Origin of the sequence: Marinobacter arenosus, assembly GCF_019264345.1 — a bacterium.
Classification (GTDB): Bacteria; Pseudomonadota; Gammaproteobacteria; order Pseudomonadales; family Oleiphilaceae; genus Marinobacter; species Marinobacter arenosus.
In genome coordinates this window covers 1,298,431-1,314,832 of record NZ_JAHVAO010000001.1, presented here as the reverse complement: position 1 = coordinate 1,314,832, position 16,402 = coordinate 1,298,431, and the positions used below count along the sequence as shown (strand labels likewise).

21 protein-coding genes are annotated in these 16,402 nt (G+C 61.2%); 13 read left to right on the top strand and 8 right to left on the bottom strand.

Features of this window, described 5'->3' with window-relative positions; all coding sequences use genetic code 11:
- Positions 1 to 48: 48 nt before the first annotated feature.
- Both KXD86_RS06010 and KXD86_RS06005 read left to right on the top strand, forming a co-directional pair.
- A complete protein-coding gene (locus KXD86_RS06010; protein WP_218635148.1) occupies positions 49 to 780 on the top strand; it encodes a polyamine aminopropyltransferase in 732 nt (243 codons plus the stop codon).
- A gap of 16 nt (positions 781 to 796) precedes the next feature.
- On the top strand, positions 797 to 1,699 hold the full coding sequence (locus tag KXD86_RS06005) for an NAD-dependent protein deacetylase (protein WP_218635147.1): 903 nt from the start codon (positions 797 to 799) through the stop codon (positions 1,697 to 1,699).
- A gap of 15 nt (positions 1,700 to 1,714) precedes the next feature.
- Here KXD86_RS06005 and KXD86_RS06000 read toward each other — a convergent pair whose 3' ends face one another.
- The 3 genes from KXD86_RS06000 to KXD86_RS05990 all read right to left on the bottom strand — a co-directional run bounded on the left by KXD86_RS06000 (position 1,715) and on the right by KXD86_RS05990 (position 5,300).
- Complete coding sequence (locus tag KXD86_RS06000) at positions 1,715 to 2,551, bottom strand: metal-dependent hydrolase (protein ID WP_218635146.1); 837 nt, start codon at positions 2,549 to 2,551, stop codon at positions 1,715 to 1,717.
- Positions 2,552 to 2,701: 150 nt separating this feature from the next.
- Positions 2,702 to 4,114, bottom strand: coding sequence for a sodium-dependent transporter (locus KXD86_RS05995; protein ID WP_218635145.1), 1,413 nt, complete (start codon positions 4,112 to 4,114; stop codon positions 2,702 to 2,704).
- An 85-nt stretch (positions 4,115 to 4,199) separates the two neighbouring features.
- Positions 4,200 to 5,300: a Leu/Phe/Val dehydrogenase gene (locus KXD86_RS05990; RefSeq protein WP_218635144.1), complete on the bottom strand. Its 1,101-nt coding sequence runs from the start codon at positions 5,298 to 5,300 to the stop codon at positions 4,200 to 4,202.
- A gap of 64 nt (positions 5,301 to 5,364) precedes the next feature.
- Here KXD86_RS05990 and KXD86_RS05985 point away from each other — a divergent pair, with 64 nt between their 5' ends.
- From KXD86_RS05985 to KXD86_RS05970, 4 genes are all read left to right on the top strand, one after another.
- Positions 5,365 to 5,613 carry a hypothetical protein gene (locus KXD86_RS05985; RefSeq protein ID WP_218635143.1) on the top strand — a complete coding sequence of 83 codons (249 nt, stop codon included), beginning with the start codon at positions 5,365 to 5,367 and terminating at the stop codon, positions 5,611 to 5,613.
- A gap of 376 nt (positions 5,614 to 5,989) precedes the next feature.
- Positions 5,990 to 6,532 carry a hypothetical protein gene (locus tag KXD86_RS05980; RefSeq protein WP_218635142.1) on the top strand — a complete coding sequence of 181 codons (543 nt, stop codon included), beginning with the start codon at positions 5,990 to 5,992 and terminating at the stop codon, positions 6,530 to 6,532.
- A gap of 99 nt (positions 6,533 to 6,631) precedes the next feature.
- Entirely contained in the window at positions 6,632 to 7,369 is a 738-nt protein-coding gene (locus KXD86_RS05975; protein ID WP_218635141.1) for an AzlC family ABC transporter permease, read from the top strand.
- Positions 7,366 to 7,677: a branched-chain amino acid transport AzlD family protein gene (locus KXD86_RS05970; RefSeq protein ID WP_218635140.1), complete on the top strand. Its 312-nt coding sequence runs from the start codon at positions 7,366 to 7,368 to the stop codon at positions 7,675 to 7,677. Before KXD86_RS05975 ends, KXD86_RS05970 begins: the two co-directional genes overlap by 4 nt.
- Positions 7,678 to 7,696: 19 nt before the next feature.
- Here the strand turns inward: KXD86_RS05970 and KXD86_RS05965 are convergent, their stop codons facing one another.
- Positions 7,697 to 8,467: a DUF3750 domain-containing protein gene (locus tag KXD86_RS05965; RefSeq protein ID WP_218635139.1), complete on the bottom strand. Its 771-nt coding sequence runs from the start codon at positions 8,465 to 8,467 to the stop codon at positions 7,697 to 7,699.
- Positions 8,468 to 8,617: 150 nt separating this feature from the next.
- Between KXD86_RS05965 and KXD86_RS05960 the strand changes: the two genes are divergently transcribed.
- Positions 8,618 to 8,833, top strand: coding sequence for a dodecin (locus KXD86_RS05960; RefSeq protein ID WP_218635138.1), 216 nt, complete (start codon positions 8,618 to 8,620; stop codon positions 8,831 to 8,833).
- Here KXD86_RS05960 and KXD86_RS05955 read toward each other — a convergent pair.
- From KXD86_RS05955 to KXD86_RS05945, 3 genes are read right to left on the bottom strand one after another with little or no spacing between them, the layout of a single operon-like run.
- On the bottom strand, positions 8,820 to 9,491 hold the full coding sequence (locus KXD86_RS05955; RefSeq protein WP_218635137.1) for a hypothetical protein: 672 nt from the start codon (positions 9,489 to 9,491) through the stop codon (positions 8,820 to 8,822). The genes KXD86_RS05960 and KXD86_RS05955 overlap by 14 nt on opposite strands.
- Before the next feature lie 51 nt (positions 9,492 to 9,542).
- The gene (locus tag KXD86_RS05950; RefSeq protein ID WP_218635136.1) at positions 9,543 to 10,721 is read right to left on the bottom strand and encodes a GNAT family N-acetyltransferase; all 1,179 of its coding nucleotides are present in this window, start codon (positions 10,719 to 10,721) and stop codon (positions 9,543 to 9,545) included.
- Between the two features lie 57 nt (positions 10,722 to 10,778).
- Positions 10,779 to 11,138, bottom strand: a complete 360-nt coding sequence (locus KXD86_RS05945; RefSeq protein ID WP_218635135.1) for a hypothetical protein — start codon at positions 11,136 to 11,138, stop codon at positions 10,779 to 10,781.
- A 179-nt stretch (positions 11,139 to 11,317) separates the two neighbouring features.
- On the opposite strand from KXD86_RS05945, the gene KXD86_RS05940 reads away from it, so the two are divergent.
- Positions 11,318 to 12,004 (top strand): response regulator transcription factor, encoded by a 687-nt coding sequence (locus tag KXD86_RS05940; protein WP_218635134.1) that lies wholly within the window; start codon positions 11,318 to 11,320, stop codon positions 12,002 to 12,004.
- A complete protein-coding gene (locus KXD86_RS05935; protein ID WP_218635133.1) occupies positions 12,001 to 13,317 on the top strand; it encodes a sensor histidine kinase in 1,317 nt (438 codons plus the stop codon). The genes KXD86_RS05940 and KXD86_RS05935 overlap by 4 nt, the downstream gene beginning before the upstream one ends.
- Here KXD86_RS05935 and KXD86_RS05930 read toward each other — a convergent pair.
- Complete coding sequence (locus tag KXD86_RS05930; RefSeq protein ID WP_218635132.1) at positions 13,276 to 13,482, bottom strand: hypothetical protein; 207 nt, start codon at positions 13,480 to 13,482, stop codon at positions 13,276 to 13,278. The genes KXD86_RS05935 and KXD86_RS05930 overlap by 42 nt on opposite strands.
- Before the next feature lie 15 nt (positions 13,483 to 13,497).
- On the opposite strand from KXD86_RS05930, the gene KXD86_RS05925 reads away from it, so the two are divergent.
- The 4 genes from KXD86_RS05925 (at position 13,498) to KXD86_RS05910 (ending at position 16,371) form a co-directional block, all read left to right on the top strand.
- Positions 13,498 to 14,103, top strand: coding sequence for an IMPACT family protein (locus tag KXD86_RS05925; protein ID WP_218635131.1), 606 nt, complete (start codon positions 13,498 to 13,500; stop codon positions 14,101 to 14,103).
- Positions 14,104 to 14,181: 78 nt separating this feature from the next.
- Positions 14,182 to 14,709, top strand: coding sequence for a DUF4136 domain-containing protein (locus KXD86_RS05920; protein ID WP_218635130.1), 528 nt, complete (start codon positions 14,182 to 14,184; stop codon positions 14,707 to 14,709).
- A gap of 36 nt (positions 14,710 to 14,745) precedes the next feature.
- A complete protein-coding gene (locus tag KXD86_RS05915) occupies positions 14,746 to 15,102 on the top strand; it encodes a translation initiation factor Sui1 (protein ID WP_218635129.1) in 357 nt (118 codons plus the stop codon).
- Between the two features lie 15 nt (positions 15,103 to 15,117).
- Positions 15,118 to 16,371 (top strand): D-amino acid dehydrogenase, encoded by a 1,254-nt coding sequence (locus tag KXD86_RS05910; RefSeq protein ID WP_218635128.1) that lies wholly within the window; start codon positions 15,118 to 15,120, stop codon positions 16,369 to 16,371.
- Positions 16,372 to 16,402 lie beyond the last annotated feature (31 nt).

Below are 16,402 nucleotides of genomic sequence, written 5' to 3'. Positions count from 1 at the left end.
ACAAAGCCAAAACAGGCCAGCCAAGAACCCAGACAAAGAGGCAAACCCTTGGGACTTCTTTTCGAACAAATCGACAGCCAACCCTCCGAAATCGGTGAGATAACCCTTCGGCGGCGGAAGATTCCGGCGATCGGCGACCGGGATATCTTCGAGGTCAAACTGGGCGAAGAATTCCTGATGTCCAGCATGTTCGTGGACGCCGAGGTCGCCCTGTCGGACCTTGGCCTGAAGGAAACCGAAGGCGATAACCTCAGTGTCGTCGTTGGCGGGCTGGGACTGGGCTATACGGCCGTTGCCGCGCTCAAGCATGAGCGGGTAGGTGAGTTGTTGATTGTCGAGTACCTGGAGCCGGTCATTCGCTGGCACCAGCAGGCGCTGGTGCCGCTTGGCGCCGATATCAACGCCGATGCCCGCAGTCGTTATGTCCACGGCAGCTTCTTCGACCTGGCTATCGCCGAGCCCGATACGGGCGGTTTCGATCCCGAGTCCCCGGGCAAAACCTTCGACGCCATCCTGCTGGACATTGATCACTCGCCCCGGGCACTGCTGCACGATTCCAACGCCAGTTTCTACACCGTGGACAACATCGGACGGATGGCCAGGCAACTCAAGCCGCGAGGCATTTTTGCCATGTGGTCAAACGAAGGCGAAGATGACGAGTTCATGACGGTATTGCGAGAGGTGTTTACCGATGTCGCCTGCCATGTTGTAACCTTCTTCAATCCGTTCCAGAACAGGGAATCGTTCAACACCGTGTATGTGGCCCGCAAGCCGGGCTGAATCGACCGGAGGTTGTATGCCTGTGATGCACCATCGAACACGGCCTTTCAGCTCCAGCCAGCGTCTGCCGGAGCCGGATGAGGCGCCCGTACTGCACGAACCGGAGCATGCCGGTTGGCTGCTGGCGGACTTTATCCGGAAGCACCCCAGACTTCTGATTTTGACTGGGGCCGGAGTAAGCACAGACTCGGGCATTCCGGATTACCGGGACGAAGATGGTGCCTGGAAGCGCAAGCAGCCGGTCCAGCATCAAGCCTTCATGGACAGTTTCGAGACCCGCCAGCGTTACTGGGGACGCAGTCTCATTGGCTGGCCCGTGATGCGAAACGCCACGCCGAATCCCTCGCACCATCATATTTCCGATCTGGAACTGCTCAACCACAGCAACCTGGTGGTTACCCAGAACGTGGACCGGTTGCACCAGAAAGCGGGCACCCGGGCCGTTACCGATTTGCACGGCCGGGCCGATGAGGTGATCTGCATGAGCTGTGGGTATCGCTGCCCCCGGGATGACGTGCATGACCGCTGCGCCCAGCTGAACCCCGGGTACGGTCATTATCGCGCAGGTACGGCGCCGGATGGCGATGCGGATCTGGAAGTGGATTTCAGCGATTTCCGGCCCGCAGACTGCCCCAGATGCGACGGTATTCTGAAGCCGGACGTGGTGTTCTTCGGGGACTATGTGCCAAAGGACCGGGTCTATTCGGCGATGGACGTTCTCAAGGCCAGCGATGCGCTGCTGGTGGTCGGCTCGTCACTGATGGTGTATTCGGGGTTCCGGTTCTGTCGGTATGCCAACGACTGGGGCAAGCCCATCGCCACGCTCAACCTGGGCCGGACCCGTGCCGAGCCGTTGGTGGATCTGAAACTGAACGCACGAATCGGGGAGACCCTGAAGGCCTCCCTGGATCATCTCTGAGCAACCGGGAGAAGGCTAGGCGGCTTTCTTGAAGCCGAGCTGCTTGCGCCACCGGTTGAGCAGGAACTCGGTGTCGTGGTCCCAGGGATGGAAGCTGGGACGAAAATAGTCCAGGTACTCTGGAATGATGGCCGTGAACAGGCCTCCCCGGCCCCACACGCGGTTCAGTCCCTTGGCCCAGGAACGCAGGTTCAGCAGCTGTTTGTCCTCCCGCATCAGTTCCACGATAAAGCCGTGGATGGCCACCATGATCAGCGTGGTGATCAGGGCCATCACGCCCATCCGGATGGCGTAATCCACCACGGTTTTGTCATAGAGCTGCTGGTAGGTGTCGAAAGCCACCGCTTTGTGTTCATTCTCCTCAACACAGTGCCAGGCCCACAGGGTGCGCATGGACGGATCGATCGCGTTGACCAGATCCTCGCGCTTGAGCAACTGGGCAGACAGAATGCCGGTGAAGTGCTCAAGGGCAACCGTGGCGGCCAGGTGCGCCCGTTTGTTGTTCAGCAGCGGAAGATCCTTGACCGACAGGAAACCCCGGGTCCAGCCCTCCAGCTTCTTGATGTCGAATCCCTGGCGAATGGCGCCCTCGTTGAAGTGGCCGTGCTCCTTGGCGTGCATGGCCTCCTGACCAATAAACGCGCCAATGTCCTTCTGCAGCTGGGGATCGTTGATCTTGTCCCGGACCGCCCGCACGCTGTTGACGAAGAAACGCTCACCGTCCGGAAACAGCGCCGAGAGGGCGTTGAACAGGTGGGTCATGAACGGATCGCTGTCGACCCAGTGCCTGGGCACTTCTTCAAAGCCGAAGTCCTGACGACGTACGGGAAAAGACGCGGTGACTGCTGACATGGACTACCTCATTGCATGATTGTTCGACACAATGAGATTACGGTAAAGAGGGGGACAGTGGCCGGTTATTACGGGCCATAAACCGGTCATCATCGGCGACGAGCCCTGTTCGTGAGGGCGGGGACGGCCGAAGCCGTCCCCGGACGAAGGTTATACGAGGTTGTAGATGAACACCGCCGCAACGGCAACGGGCGTGAAGTAGCGAATGGTCACGTACCACAGCTTGAACATCGGCCCGGACAGCGCGAGCTCTTTCTCGATGGCCTCGCGGGACATCACCCAGCCGGCGAACACGGCGACCAGGAGCCCACCCAGTGGCAACAGAATGTTGGCGGTGAAAAAGTCCAGCAGATCGAAGATGGTCTTGCCCTCGAACATGGCGATGCTGCCCAGCGGGGCGAAATCCGACCACAGGTTCAGGGACAGGATGGAGGCAATGCCCAGTGCCCAGCACACGAAGCCAGCGCCCAGGGTGCTGACGGTGCGGTTCATGCCCTTCTGTTCTTCCAGCCACTCCACGATCGGTTCCAGCAGGGAAATGCCGGACGTCCAGGCGGCAAATATCAGCAGTACGAAGAAGAGCGTGCCGAACAGGCTACCCATGGGCATCTGACCAAAGGCCAGCGGCAGGGTCTGGAAGATCAGGCCGGGGCCGGCGCCTGGCTCGAGGCCGTTGGCAAAGACGAGCGGGAAGATGGCCATGCCGGCCAGCAGGGCGACACCGGTATCAATGACGGAAACGGCAATGGAGGTCTTGGCAATGGAAATGTTCTTCGGCAGATAGGAGCCGTAGGCCATCATCACCGCCATGCCCAGGCTCAGGGTGAAGAACGCGTGGCCCAGTGCCACCAGCAGGCCGGAGGTAGTCAGCTTGGAAAAGTCCGGCTGGAACAGGAAGCTGGCCGCACGGCCGAACTCACCGGTGGTCATGGCATAACCGACCACGATCAGCAGCAGGATAAAGAGGCCGGGCATCAGGATGCTCACGGCGCGCTCAAGGCCTGAACGCACGCCCTTGGCGACCACCACCATGACCAGTGCCATGAACACCGTGTGCCAGGTCAGCAGGGTCATCGGATCGCTCAGCAGGCCGGAGAAGATCGCGCCAATCGCCTCTGCGGACTGGCCCACCAACTGACCACTGGCCGCGGTGCCCACATAGGACACTGCCCAGCCACCGATCACGGAATAGAAAGACAGGATCAGGAAGCCCGCGAGCACACCGACGGCGCCCACCATGCGCCAGGCCGGCTTCAACCGGTCGCGTTCGGCAATCAGTCGCAGGCTGTTGACCGGGCTGCGGCCACCACGACGGCCAATGAGGACTTCGGCCATCATGATCGGCAGGCCGACGGCGGCGATGCACAGAAGGTAGGTCAGGACAAACGCGCCGCCACCGTTTTCGCCGGTGATGTAGGGAAACTTCCAGATGTTACCCAGGCCTACGGCGGAGCCGGTCGCCGCGAGAATGAAGGCGAGACGCGAGGACCAGAGCCCGCGCTTGGCGTTGGAGCCTTCCAGTGCCTCCGAGTAGGTGGCACTACCTGATTGTGATACAGACATAACTGTCTCCTGCTTGGTACTTGTTTTTGTTGGGGGGAAGCAGAGGCCGCGCCAGGCGCGGCCTCAAAGACGTTGGGCCCGGGGGTTACCCGGCCCGGGCCATGCGTTCGGGGACCGGATTGCCCCGGCCCTCGTGTTTGCGGAAACGCTCCTCGGCCAGCTCATTGGCGATAGCTCCGGTCGGGCGACCGCTGCGCTCTGAGCGGGTGAAGATTTCCGTGAGGGTGTCGCCGATGGTGTCCACGTGGGCACGCACGGTGTCGGGTGACGCACCGGTACGCTCGTAGAACACATCGATGATGCCGCCCGCGTTGATGGCAAAATCCGGGGCGTACAGGATGCCGCGGTCTTTCAGGGCCTGATCGTGGTCTTCGCGTTCGAGCAGGTTGTTGGCCGCGCCGGCCACCACGGGGGCCTTCAGAAGCGGAATGCTGTCGTCGTTCAGCACAGCGCCCATGGCGCAGGGTGCAACCACGTCCACCGGCAGGAACAGAATGTCCTCCGCGGAAGCAGGTTTGGCTCCCAGTTCATCCACTGCCCGCTGCATGTTCTCAGCGTAGATGTCGTAGACCCAGAGTTGCGCCCCGGCTTCTTTCAGGTGCCTGGCCAGGCGGAAGCCGACGTTGCCGATGCCCTGGATGGCCACCTTCAGGCCGGTCAGGTCGTCCCGTCCCAGCTTGTGACGGACGGCGGCCTTGAGGCCAATAAAGGTGCCATACGCGGTGGCGGGTGACGGGTCGCCGTTGCTGGGCTGGCCGTCAAAGCCAATGCGCTCGGCAATGCCGGCAACGTGCTGGGTGTGGCGCCCCATGACCTTGAGGTCCGGAACGCTGGTGCCGGAATCCTCGGCGGCGATGTACTGGCCGCCCAGACCCTCCAGATGCTTGCCCATGGCTTCGAGCATGGCTTCGGTCTTATGCTTGCGCGGATCGCCGAGAATGACCGACTTGCCGCCGCCCAGATCCAGGTTGGCGAGCGCGGATTTGTAGGTCATGCCCCGGGACAGTCGCAGCACATCGCGCAGCGCTGCTTCATCGGTGGCGTAGGGAAACATCCGGCAGCCGCCCAGGGCTGGGCCGCGTGAGGTGTTGTGGATTGCCACAATGGCTTTCAGTCCGGTTTCCGGATCGCAGAAAAAGGACAGGTGCTCGTGGTTATCGAACTCGGGATGGCTGAATACGTTCATGGCGTTTCACCTTTCTTCCTTGGCTGTCGCTACCCTTGTGGGGCCTGCGGTAGCCGATGTTTTGTTGTTAGACCGCGTTAATTGCGATTGGTTGGTACGTCGGGCGCGCGATGCGTCCTTCCTGATTGGCTATCACCGTTTCCAGAAATCAGCAGGAGCAGTCAGCCGCAAACCGGGCTGGGACCTGCGTTGGCTGATCATGGCGGAGCGAAAATCGGGGCCGGGCTGGCCTCTGGAAACGGAAGACGTCGATGGCGTTGGGCGGGCACGATTGCGCGAGGCGCACTCCCGCCGGGGGGAGCGTTGTATCTGACATGTTGAAATCCTCTCCACCTGGCCGGATCTCGGCATGGGCGGCTGTCTTGTTGTTGTCGGCCGGGTTGTGGCCGGCTTGTCGATTTCAGGGGTCCGCGTTTCCGGATAGGAAGTACCCTTTTGGGGCCGGACTGGGAATAAACTAGTTACTTTTTACGTTAACGTCAATGCGCAAAACATGAACAATGGGGACGGGTTAACGCAAAATGCTGCAAGGCCATGTGCGGCGGGAAAATTTTTTATAGGAAATGGATATATTCCGGTTCTCGTTAGCGCGAATCGTTTTCAGCCCGCCCCCGGCGGTCCGTCCGGGGTGGGTTATACTCGGGGAGAAAGCTGTGGCGGCGCGCTCCGACGGAGCGAAGGAGAGAGTTATGAAACGGCTTTTCTATCTGGTCGATTCCATCGACAGCGTCGAAAGTATTTCCGATGACCTGCACAAGGAAGGCGTCACCAACTGGCGTTTCCACATTGTCAGCAAGGACGAGGCTGGCCTTTACACTCATCGGCTCCACTCCGCCAGTGTGCTTGATCGGACGGATCTGGCCCGGTTTGTGGAACGGGGGCTCATGATTGGCGGGTTGTTCGCCCTGACCTTTGTTCTGCCCCTTGCGTTGTGGGGCGGCCTGGACTGGCCCGCGTCCGCATTCGTGGCCATGAGTGTGTTTATGGTCCTGGCTGGCGGCTGGCTTGGAGGGTTTGGCGGTATTGGCACCGAGAACTATCGTATTCGCCGCTACCACAAGGACATTGAAGCCGGGAAATACCTGGTCATGGTGGATGCCCCGAAAGCGAACGTGGATCAGATGAAAGCGCTGATGACGAAGAACCACCCCGAGGCCGTCCTGCAGGGGGAGGGCAGCAGTTTCAACAATCCCTTTGCGGCAGGGGATGGCCGGGTTCACGTCATCCACTGATTGGTGCGGCCCTGTCGGATAGGACCTTAGTCTGATAAAAGCGGCGGACTTCGGTATTCACCTATACGAGTTCCGGGGGATCTGACTTAGCTTCCTCTGATGTCTGTCGCTTCCTATTCTTATCAGATCCAGCCGCAAAGAGTCCGTCAGGAGTTTGTCCGGCTTCTTCCCATCTCGTTGTTTGTGGTGGCGTTCGGTGCTGCCTTTGGGCTGGCGGCGACCCAGAAGGGCCTGTTGCCACTGGAAGCGCTCCTGATGAGCACCACGGTGTTTGCCGGCGCCTCGCAGTTTGCGGCGACGGATATGTGGGGCAGTGAGGTCTCGATCCTGCCACTGATTGCCGTCGTGTTCGCCATCAATTCCCGCCATCTGTTGATGGGGGCATCGCTCTACCCGATGCTGAAAGACGTTCCGCCTGCCAAGCGTTATGGCCTGCTTCTGCTGCTAACGGACGCGAACTGGGCGGTATCGGCCCAGGACTACCAGAATGGCAAGCGCAACCTGGAAGTGATCCTCGGCGGTGGCCTGGTGCTCTGGCTGGCGTGGCTTGTCGGCACGTGGCTGGGCGTGTATTTCGGGGGGCTGCTGCAGAACCCGAAGAGCCTCGGCCTGGATATGGTGCTCGGCTGCTTCCTGCTGGCCATGGCTCTGGGCGGTAAGAAATCGCCACGGGTTCTGGTCGCCTGGGCCGTGGCCGCACTGGCCTCCCTGGCCGCGTGGAAATGGCTGCCGCCCAATACCCACGTGGTGGTGGGAGCGCTGGCCGGTGGTGTGATCGGTTACTTCTGGCTGGACAAGAAACCCGTTTCGGCGGCGGCTGAAGGAGACGCCGCGTGACGATCGAAACCACCACGGCCGGCGTTCTTGCCCTGATTGCCATCATGACGGTCGTCACCCTGGCGACCCGGTTCGGTGGCGTGTTCATCATGTCGTTCGTGCGGATCAGCCCCCGGATTGAGAGCTTCATCAACACCATGGCCAGTTCTGTGCTGATCGCCATTGTGGTGCCCATGGCGTTCGCCGGGGATCTGGGGGCCATCGCGGCGTTGTCGGTCACCACCGTCACCATGCTGGCGCTCAGGAAGCCCCTGCCGGCGATTGCCGCCGGGATCGCGGCGGCCGGTTTGGTACGTTATCTGACCTGAACGCCTGCCGGCGTCCACTTCACGGGGCTGTGTCCGGCATCGGATTGGTGTTGCGCAGCGCCAGTTCCCCGATACCGGGCAATTTGATGCCCAGGGCCATGGGATTAACCCCGAGCGACAGGCCCAGGATGTTCAGCTCCAGCCCTTCCCGAACCCCCGCCAGCAGGCCGAAGTAGCCGCCCAGGGAGACCTGGTAACCGGCCCCGCCGGGCACCTCCGCCACCACCTTGCTACCCAGGTAATCCTTGCCAATGGCGTTGCTGGGCAGTGCCACCTCAAGACCCGGCACCTCCCGGATTATCCAGGCAATGAAGGTATTGCTGTTCGGTCCCGGCCAGGCTTCGTATTCGGTTGGGTATGGGTAACTCTCCACCGCCTCGTAAATCGCCGGAATCAGTGCTTCCGCGTCGGCTCCGCGAATGTCCGCATAGAGCTCGGGTCGGGCCCCGTACCAGTGGCGGTCAGGCTCGCCGGGGCGGGAGTTGACCACGTAAGTGCGCCAGCCGGTGACTTCGTGAACCCGGTACGCGTCGGCTCCCTTTTCCTTGGTGGCAATCCAGGTATGGACCGCAAAATAACCACGCCAGCTCCATGCCCGGGCACCGTAGACCTGGATGATCGCGTCTTCATGCTGCGCCGGCCGGGGGGCAATTCCGGCGCTCTCCCGGCTGGCGGTTTGCCAGCTTTCTGCGCCCTGGAGGCTGCTGCTGGTGGCCAGCAGTACCGGCCCCACCAGTAACAGGAACAGGCCGGCCAGGGGCCAGGCGGTGTACTTCAGGAAACGCTTCATATCAGGGTTCCGGATAGGTTGGGTGCTTTAATTCTAGTCGGTACGACATGGCCCTGTCGCCGGATCCGTTCTGGACAGCGCGAGTTTGCCGGGGTTCCGCTTGTCTTCTAGGCTCAAGGTAACAGTCAGTGAAGAGAGAGGAGTGGCGTTATGACCGATCATCATGTGTACAAAAAAGTCGAAATCGTCGGATCGTCGCGCAAAAGCATCGAGAACGCCATTGAAAATGCCCTGGAGGAATGTGGCAAGAGTCTCCGCAACATGGAATGGTTCGAAGTGGTGGAAACCCGCGGCCACATCGTCGATGGCAAGGTTGGCCATTATCAGGTGGTTATGAAGGTGGGGTTCCGTATCAAGGATAGCTGACGTTGATTACCCGGTGCCGGATGGCACCGGCAAGGCGGTTCATCAGGTCCCGGGCTTCGCCGTCATAGAGGGCGTGGCACTTGTCCCGCAACACGCGTCGTTCGTGATCGGACGCCGATCCCGATACCTCCTTCGACATGTCCAGGTGCTGGCAGGCCGCGAGGTGTGCCTTGATTTCGGTATCGATCAAGCGGGTCACCAGTTCGTCCACCGATTCGCTGCAGAAGGGGCGGTACCGGTTGAGCAGGCTACGGGCTTCCAGCGCCGCGTTCCGGGCCTCGAGGCGGAGATCGCCCGCCGACTCTCCGTTTTCCACGGCTCGAAGAAACATCCCGAGTCGGTCGTGCAGTTGCCAGAGCTGTGGCCAGATCTGGTCGTAGGCCTCCTTCTCGGCCTGGTATTTGGCCGCGTCGGCGTCGGAGCCGGAATAGCCCGGGTTGTTCTGGTCCGGTCCGTTGAAGTGACCGACGCGAAGCTCGTCCATCTCCCGGCCCAGGGCGCCGGTCCGTTGCCGAAGCGTTTCGACCTCCCGGCTGGCGGTCCGTTTGGCGCTTGATGCTGCCCAGAGGGCGGCGAGGCCGACCACCAAAGCGACGGCAGCCATCAGCAGCGGGAACTGTGGGCCGTTGAGAACGCTCAGAAGTGGGTCCGTTTCCATGGCGTTGAATCCCTTTGCAAAAAATATTGCGTTGGACTTTCAGTATAGAAGCTAATCACCGTTGCGCTGTCTAAATGGCAGGAGCGAAAGTGCCTCCTTGTAATACCCGGTGACCTGTTGCGCTTCATCCTCGGTAAAGGCCGAGATAGCCTCCCGGAATCCCGGATGCTGGATACCATGCCAGGAATGGGTGAGCTCGGGTTCGAAACCGCGCACCAACTTGTGCTCGCCCTGGGCGCCGGCGTCAAAGAGTGTCAGCCCGAGCTCGATGGCCAGCTCGATACCCTGGTAATAGCAGGTCTCGAAATGCAGGTGATTGTACTCGTCGAGGCAGCCCCAGTAGCGACCATACAGCGTCTCCGTCCCCTGTAGGAACAGGGCTCCGGCAATCATTTCCCCGTCCCGGATCGCGATCACGAGGTGCAGATGATCGGGGAGGTATTCCCGCACCTGCTCAAAGAACGACCGGTTCAGATAGGGGCGCTGGCCGCGTTTCAGGTAGGTGGCCTGGTAAAAGACGTAGAAGGCGGAGAGGGCATGATCGGGTATGTCGCGCCCCCGGAGCCGCCGGAAGGTAATGCCCTGTTCCGACACCTGGCGGCGTTCCCGGCGGATCGATTTCCGCTTGCGGGAGGTCAATTGCGCCAAAAAGTCATCGAAGCAGCCGTAGTCCCGATTATGCCAGTGGAACTGGCAGCCGATGCGGTGCAGCTCCCCGTCATGAACGAGTAACGACTGGTCCGCCGCATCGGGAAACAGGAGGTGCCAGGAGTGGGCGCCCAACTGGGTGATCAAAGTGTCCAGCAGCTCTGAGATCTGACCCGCTCGAAGGTGTTGTCGAAGCCCGGGGTCCAGCAACAACCGGGGCCCCTGGGACGGTGTAAAGGGGATGGCCATCAGGAGCTTGGGGTAGTAGTTGAGGCCATGGCGTTGATACGCGTCCGCCCAGGCCCAGTCGAACACATACTCGCCCATGGAGTGCGTTTTCAGGTACGCCGGTGCGACGCCAACCAGTTCGCCGGCGGCGCGGAACACGAGGTGGCTGGGTTGCCACCCGGTCTCTGCGCTGGTGCATCCGGAGCGCTCCAGTGCCTGGAAAAACTCATAGCGCAAAAACGGGTTATCCCGGCCGGCCAGTCGCTCCCAGTCCGGGCGGGAAATGTCCTCGATGGACTGACAGGTTTCAACCGTCAGGGAAACAGAAGGGAAAGAGTGTCCGGGTTCGGGCATGGCTCGGGAGGCTCCTTTGGGCTACCCCGATACCATACGACAGAACCCGGTCTTTGATCACTGCTCCACGGAGTTGCAGCGTTCCTGCAGTTTCTCCTCCCACTTCGCCCGACGTTGCTCGTGTTTTTCACGTTTTTCCTGTCGAATTTCCTCCCAGGTCTCGAGCTGCTCTTCGGTCAGTTCCAGTCGCTCGGCCATCTCCGACCAGCGGGCGTCCATTCTGGCCTCGCGCTCTTCGTGGTTAAAACGTCCCTTGCCCTCGCGAAAGTGTTCGCACAGCTCTTCCATGTTGGGTTTGCCGTAATGGCCGCCTTGCTTGTTGCCACCATGATGGTCTGCGAGCACAAACGGGCTCGCGGCGAGCAGGGCAGAGGCCAGAATGCCGGCACTGATGAGGGCGTTTTTGCGTGTGTTCATAGTCGTTCCTCAGTTTGCATACCGCAGAGGCGGTAATGGGTGTGATTCGCCGCTATGGTAGCGCTGCCACCCGTCAACGGATGTCAGCGCTGTGTAAAGGTTCTGCAAAGGAAAATGGACCGAATCAGCGACTTGGAGCTTGCGTGTTAGACTTCAGTCAGCCAATACGGAGACAGACGATGCAAAACCGGGTGTTGCTGGTAGAAGACGATGACGAATTGCGGGAATTACTGGCCCGCTACCTGACCAATCAGGGATTTACGGTTCGCGAGGCGGCTAACGGCCAGGACGGACTGACTCTGGCCCTCGGGCAGGACTGTGACATTGTGGTGCTGGACATCATGCTGCCGGACATCAGCGGGCTGGAGGTCTTGCGGGAGTTGCGCGCCGCGACCCATCTGCCGGTGGTACTCCTGACCGCCCGCGGTGACGAGACCGACCGTATTGTTGGCTTTGAAGTGGGGGCTGACGATTACATTCCCAAACCCTGCAACCCGAGAGAACTGGTTGCCCGACTGCAGGCGCTGCTGCGCCGGATAGCCTGGGACCAGAAGACCGAGGTGAACGCCGCGCGGGTCTACGGCGACTTGCGGGTTGAGCCGGGGCACCGGCGTATCCTCCAACAGGGCGTCGTTCTTGATCTGACCGCCACCGAGTACGAGGTTCTGCAGGTTCTGCTGGCCCATGCCGGCAGCGTGGTGCGAAAAACCGACCTGATGCAGTGGGCGCTCGGGCGGCGGCTCGAGGCCTACGACCGCACCCTGGATATGCACATCAGTAATCTTCGCCGAAAGCTGGGTAATGAGGATCCGCCCCGGATCGAGACGGTTCGGGGGCTGGGATACAGCTATCGGGTGCCCGTGTGAGCCGTCGCCCGATGTTTCCCCTGTTCTGGCGGATTTTCCTGTCCATCTGGCTGGCGATGGCGGTCACCGTGGTGGCCAGCAGCCTGGCAACCCGTACGCTGCTGGATCGGGAGCGGCAGGCGATAGAGCGCCAGGTCGGTCTGAGGGATCTGGGGCTGGAAGCTATCAGGGTTCGTGAAACCGAGGGGCGTGGCGATGCCTGGCGTTTTTTGCGCGAACAGGGGAAACGGCTGGAACTGCGCCTGATCCTGATTGAGCTGGACGACGACAAGCGTTTGCCGTCGTCCATCCGGGAGCGGATGAAGTCCGGCTGGTACCCCCAGAAACCCGCGGTGATCGACGTGGCTGATGGTTACCAGCTCGTCGCCTGGCCCCGGGTCAACGGTGAGGGTTGGCTGGATCCGAAGTTTTTCCGCTTTATCGAGATGGGACTGGCTTTCGTGCTGATTACCCTCGCGTGCTTTTGGATTGCCCGTTTCGTTTCACGGCCACTGAAGCACATGGAAAGCACGGCCCAGCGGATTGCCGGTGGCAACACGGAACTGCGGGTGAGCGACGACATCGCCCGGCGCCGGGATGAGGTGGGCCAGCTTGCCACCGCCTTCAATGCCATGACCGAGCGCCTGTGCGGCCTGCTTGAGCGACAGAAACACCTGTTGCGGGATATTTCCCATGATCTGAGGACGCCGCTCACCCGGCAGCGAATTGCCATTGAACTGGCCAGTGACGGCGGTGCCGACGAGCAACTGGTCGCCAGCATCTTGCGCCAGAATGAGCGGCTGGAAGCCATGACCTCACAGATCCTGACGCTCTACCGGGTCGCCGAGCAGGGTGGTGAGATCGAACGTGAACCGGTAAAGCCGGTCAAACTGCTTAATCAGGTGCTGCGGGACGCGGCGGATTACGCCGATCACCAGGGCGTGGAGTGCACACTTTCTGCCACGGATGAGACGGCCGGGGTATCGGTCCTGGGGGATGCCGGCCTTTTGCAGCGGGCTTTTGACAACATCCTGCAGAACGCGCTGGACCACACCCAGCCGGGCAAGCGGGTGCAGGTCCGGGCGTCGGTGGCGGGTGGCCAGGTAACCGTTGAGATCGAAGACGAAGGCCCTGGCGTTCCGGCCGAGCTGCTGCCACATCTGTTCGAGCCGTTTTTCCGGGCCGACAAATCCCGGGGCGGCAAAGGCTGGGGCTTGGGACTCGCCATTGCCCGGGATATCGTGTCAGCCCACGACGGCGACATCAGCGCCGCGGCAGGAGCAACAGGCGGGTTACGGGTGACGGTTCGGGTGCCGGTGTTTACCGCCGCCTGATTGCGGCTGCGCTTCGTCATCCTCGGCGGGTTTGAGATCCGCGGCGCCGGAGAAGTCGATGCCTTCCTGTAATTCGTCTTCCTCGAAGCGAATGCCGCAGGCAGCTTTTCGAAGTTTTGCAGGCTCTGCCGTTCCCGGGCTGTTGGGTTTGTCTTCCGCGGACATAAGGTTTACCGATCAATGACTAGAGATTACCCCGTTCCCGCAGAATACCTTGAGCGGGAGACGGAAGTGAAGAAAAGCCGGTTCATCGCCCGGGTCGCGCCGGTCAGTTCCCGGGACGAGGTGAAAGTCTGGCTCGAACAGGCTCATCGCGATCATCCGGATGCCCGGCATATTTGCTGGGCCTACCAGATTGGCCGTCCCGGTTCGGCGGCCGAGGCCGCCATGAATGACGACGGGGAACCCTCTGGCACCGCCGGCAAGCCCATCCTGAATGTCATTCAGCACAAGGATATGGGCGATGTGCTGGTCATGGTCATTCGCTATTTTGGCGGTATCAAACTTGGTGCCGGCGGCCTGGTTCGCGCCTACGCCGGGGCTGCCGAAAGTGTGCTTTCGGCGGTTGATCGGGTGGTGCAGCAGCCGATGGTGCCGGCCGATGTTGCGATGGGGTTTGCCGATGAACAACCCCTGCGGCACTGGTGTGAGGTTCATGGCGCGGGTCTGGAGTCGGTGGATTACGGGGCCGGGGTCACGGCCCGGGTCCTGATCCCCGAGCATCTGGCCGATGAATTCGTCGCGTTCTGTAATGCCCACAAGCTGGATTACGATCTGGAAAGGTGAGGAACCCGAAGGGCATCGTACACCGTGTCCTGTGCGTATACTTAAGCTACGAAACCTCCAATGAAGGAGAGCTGTATTATGCGTTTTCTGATGATTTCGGCACTGGTCCTGGCGCTGTCTGGGTGTGCGGGCAATGTGGTCACGGACTACAACTCCTCAGCCGTATTTGGTAACTACGCCAGTTGGGCGTTCGCTTCCGATGCGGGGAGCGGTTCGTTCACGTCCCTCGACGGGAGTCGGGTCCGTAATGCGGTGGAACGGGAGCTGAAGCGCAAGGCCATGCGCAAGGTGGCGGCCGATGAGGCGGACCTGCTCGTCAACTGGAAAATCGTGGAGGAGGACCGCCTTGAACAGACCGGCGTTGGTCTGGGCTTCGGCTACGGTTGGAGTAACTTTGGCTGGGGCATCTCCTCACCACCACCGGTGCGGGAAGTCACGGAGGGTAAGCTCGTGGTCGAACTGGTGGACACCGAAATCAATGAGGTGGTCTGGCGCGCCGCCAGCCGCCGTTACCTGACCGAGCATCAGTCGCCGGAGAGCCGGAGCGAATTGATTGACGAGGTAGTGTCCGAAATGTTTTCCAAGTACCCTCCGGGCCTCGAATAAGCGATTCAGACAGACGAAGGGGAGGGCAGCCCAGGCATGAAGAAGCGATCTGAGGGCGGACTGGTTTTTTCCACGGAACAGGGCCGGATGTGTCCGGACTGCAGAAATCCGGTGTCCGAATGCTGTTGCGGGGCGCCGGCCCGGCCGGCCGGCGACGGGGTTGTCAGGGTGAGCCGTGAGACCAAGGGTCGCAAGGGCAAGGGCGTGACTCTGGTAACCGGTATTCCGCTGGATGAAAAGGCACTTAAGGCCTTTGCCAAGGTGTTGAAAGCCAAATGTGGCACCGGCGGTACGGTCAAGGATGGTATCGTTGAGATTCAGGGTGATCAGCGGGATGTTCTCGTTCCGCTGCTGCAGGAGAAAGGCTGGACCGTGAAACGGTCCGGTGGTTGATGACCGGAGGCACGCATGCACATTCTGGTTTTGGGCGCGGGAGTCGTGGGTACGACGACCGCCTGGTTTCTGCAGAAGCAGGGCCACCAAGTCACCGTGATCGATCGACAGAATCAGGCCGGAATGGAAACCAGTTACGCCAACGGTGGGCAGATTTCGGTCTCCCACGCGGAGCCCTGGGCCAACCCCTCAGCTCCGCTCAAGGTGCTCAAATGGTTGTTCAAGGCGGATGCGCCGCTGCTGTTCCGTCCGCGCCTGGACCCGGCACAGTGGCGCTGGGCGCTGTCATTCCTGTGTGAATGCCCATCCGGGCGAGCGGCTCACAACATTCGGCAGATCGTGAACCTCGGCACGTACAGTCGCGCCCAGTTGCAGGCACTGCGCAAAGAGGCGGGCCTTGATTATGACGCCCTGGAGAAGGGCATCCTGCATTTCTACACCAACCCCAGAGAGTTTGAGAATGCCATCAAGCCGACCCGCATCATGCAGGACCTGGGGTGTGATCGCCAGATCATCAATGCGGACGAGGCCATTGCGCTCGAGCCCGCCCTGACGCCGATCCGCAACCGCATTGCCGGAGCCACCTACACCTCGCAAGACGAGTCCGGTGACGCCCGGAAATTCACCCAGAGCCTCGCGCAGAAGTGTGCCGAAGCGGGTGTTGAGTTCCGGTACGGCACCGACGTGCTTGGTTTCGAACACGCCGGGGAGCGGATTCTCGGGGTTCAGACCCTGAAAGATGGCCGCTATGAGACGCTCCGTGGTGACGCCTATGTCCTCTGTCTCGGGAGCTACAGTGGCCCGCTGGCCAGGAAGCTGGGGCTGACCCTCAACATCTACCCCGCCAAGGGCTACTCGATCACAGTGCCGGTGAAGAACGACGAGGCGGCGTTCCGTGTCAGCCTGACCGATGACGAATACAAACTGGTGTACTCGCGCCTCGGTGATCGCCTGCGGGTGGCCGGCACGGCGGAACTCAGCGGCTATACCCGGGACCTGAACTACACGCGCTGCCGTGCCATAGTCCGTCGCACGGCGGAGGTCATGCCCGAGGCGGGTTATTGGGACCAGGCCGAGTTCTGGGCCGGCCTGCGTCCGGCAACCCCGTCCAACGTGCCCTATGTCGGCAAGAGTCACTTCCCCAATCTCTACCTGAACACCGGCCACGGCACGCTCGGCTGGACCCATTCCTGCGGTTCAGCGGCCGCACTCGCAGACATCATCGGTGGACGCCGACCCGACGTGGACTTCGCGTTCTCCGGAATCTGAGGGGAACCGGACCAAACAAAAAGCCAGCTCA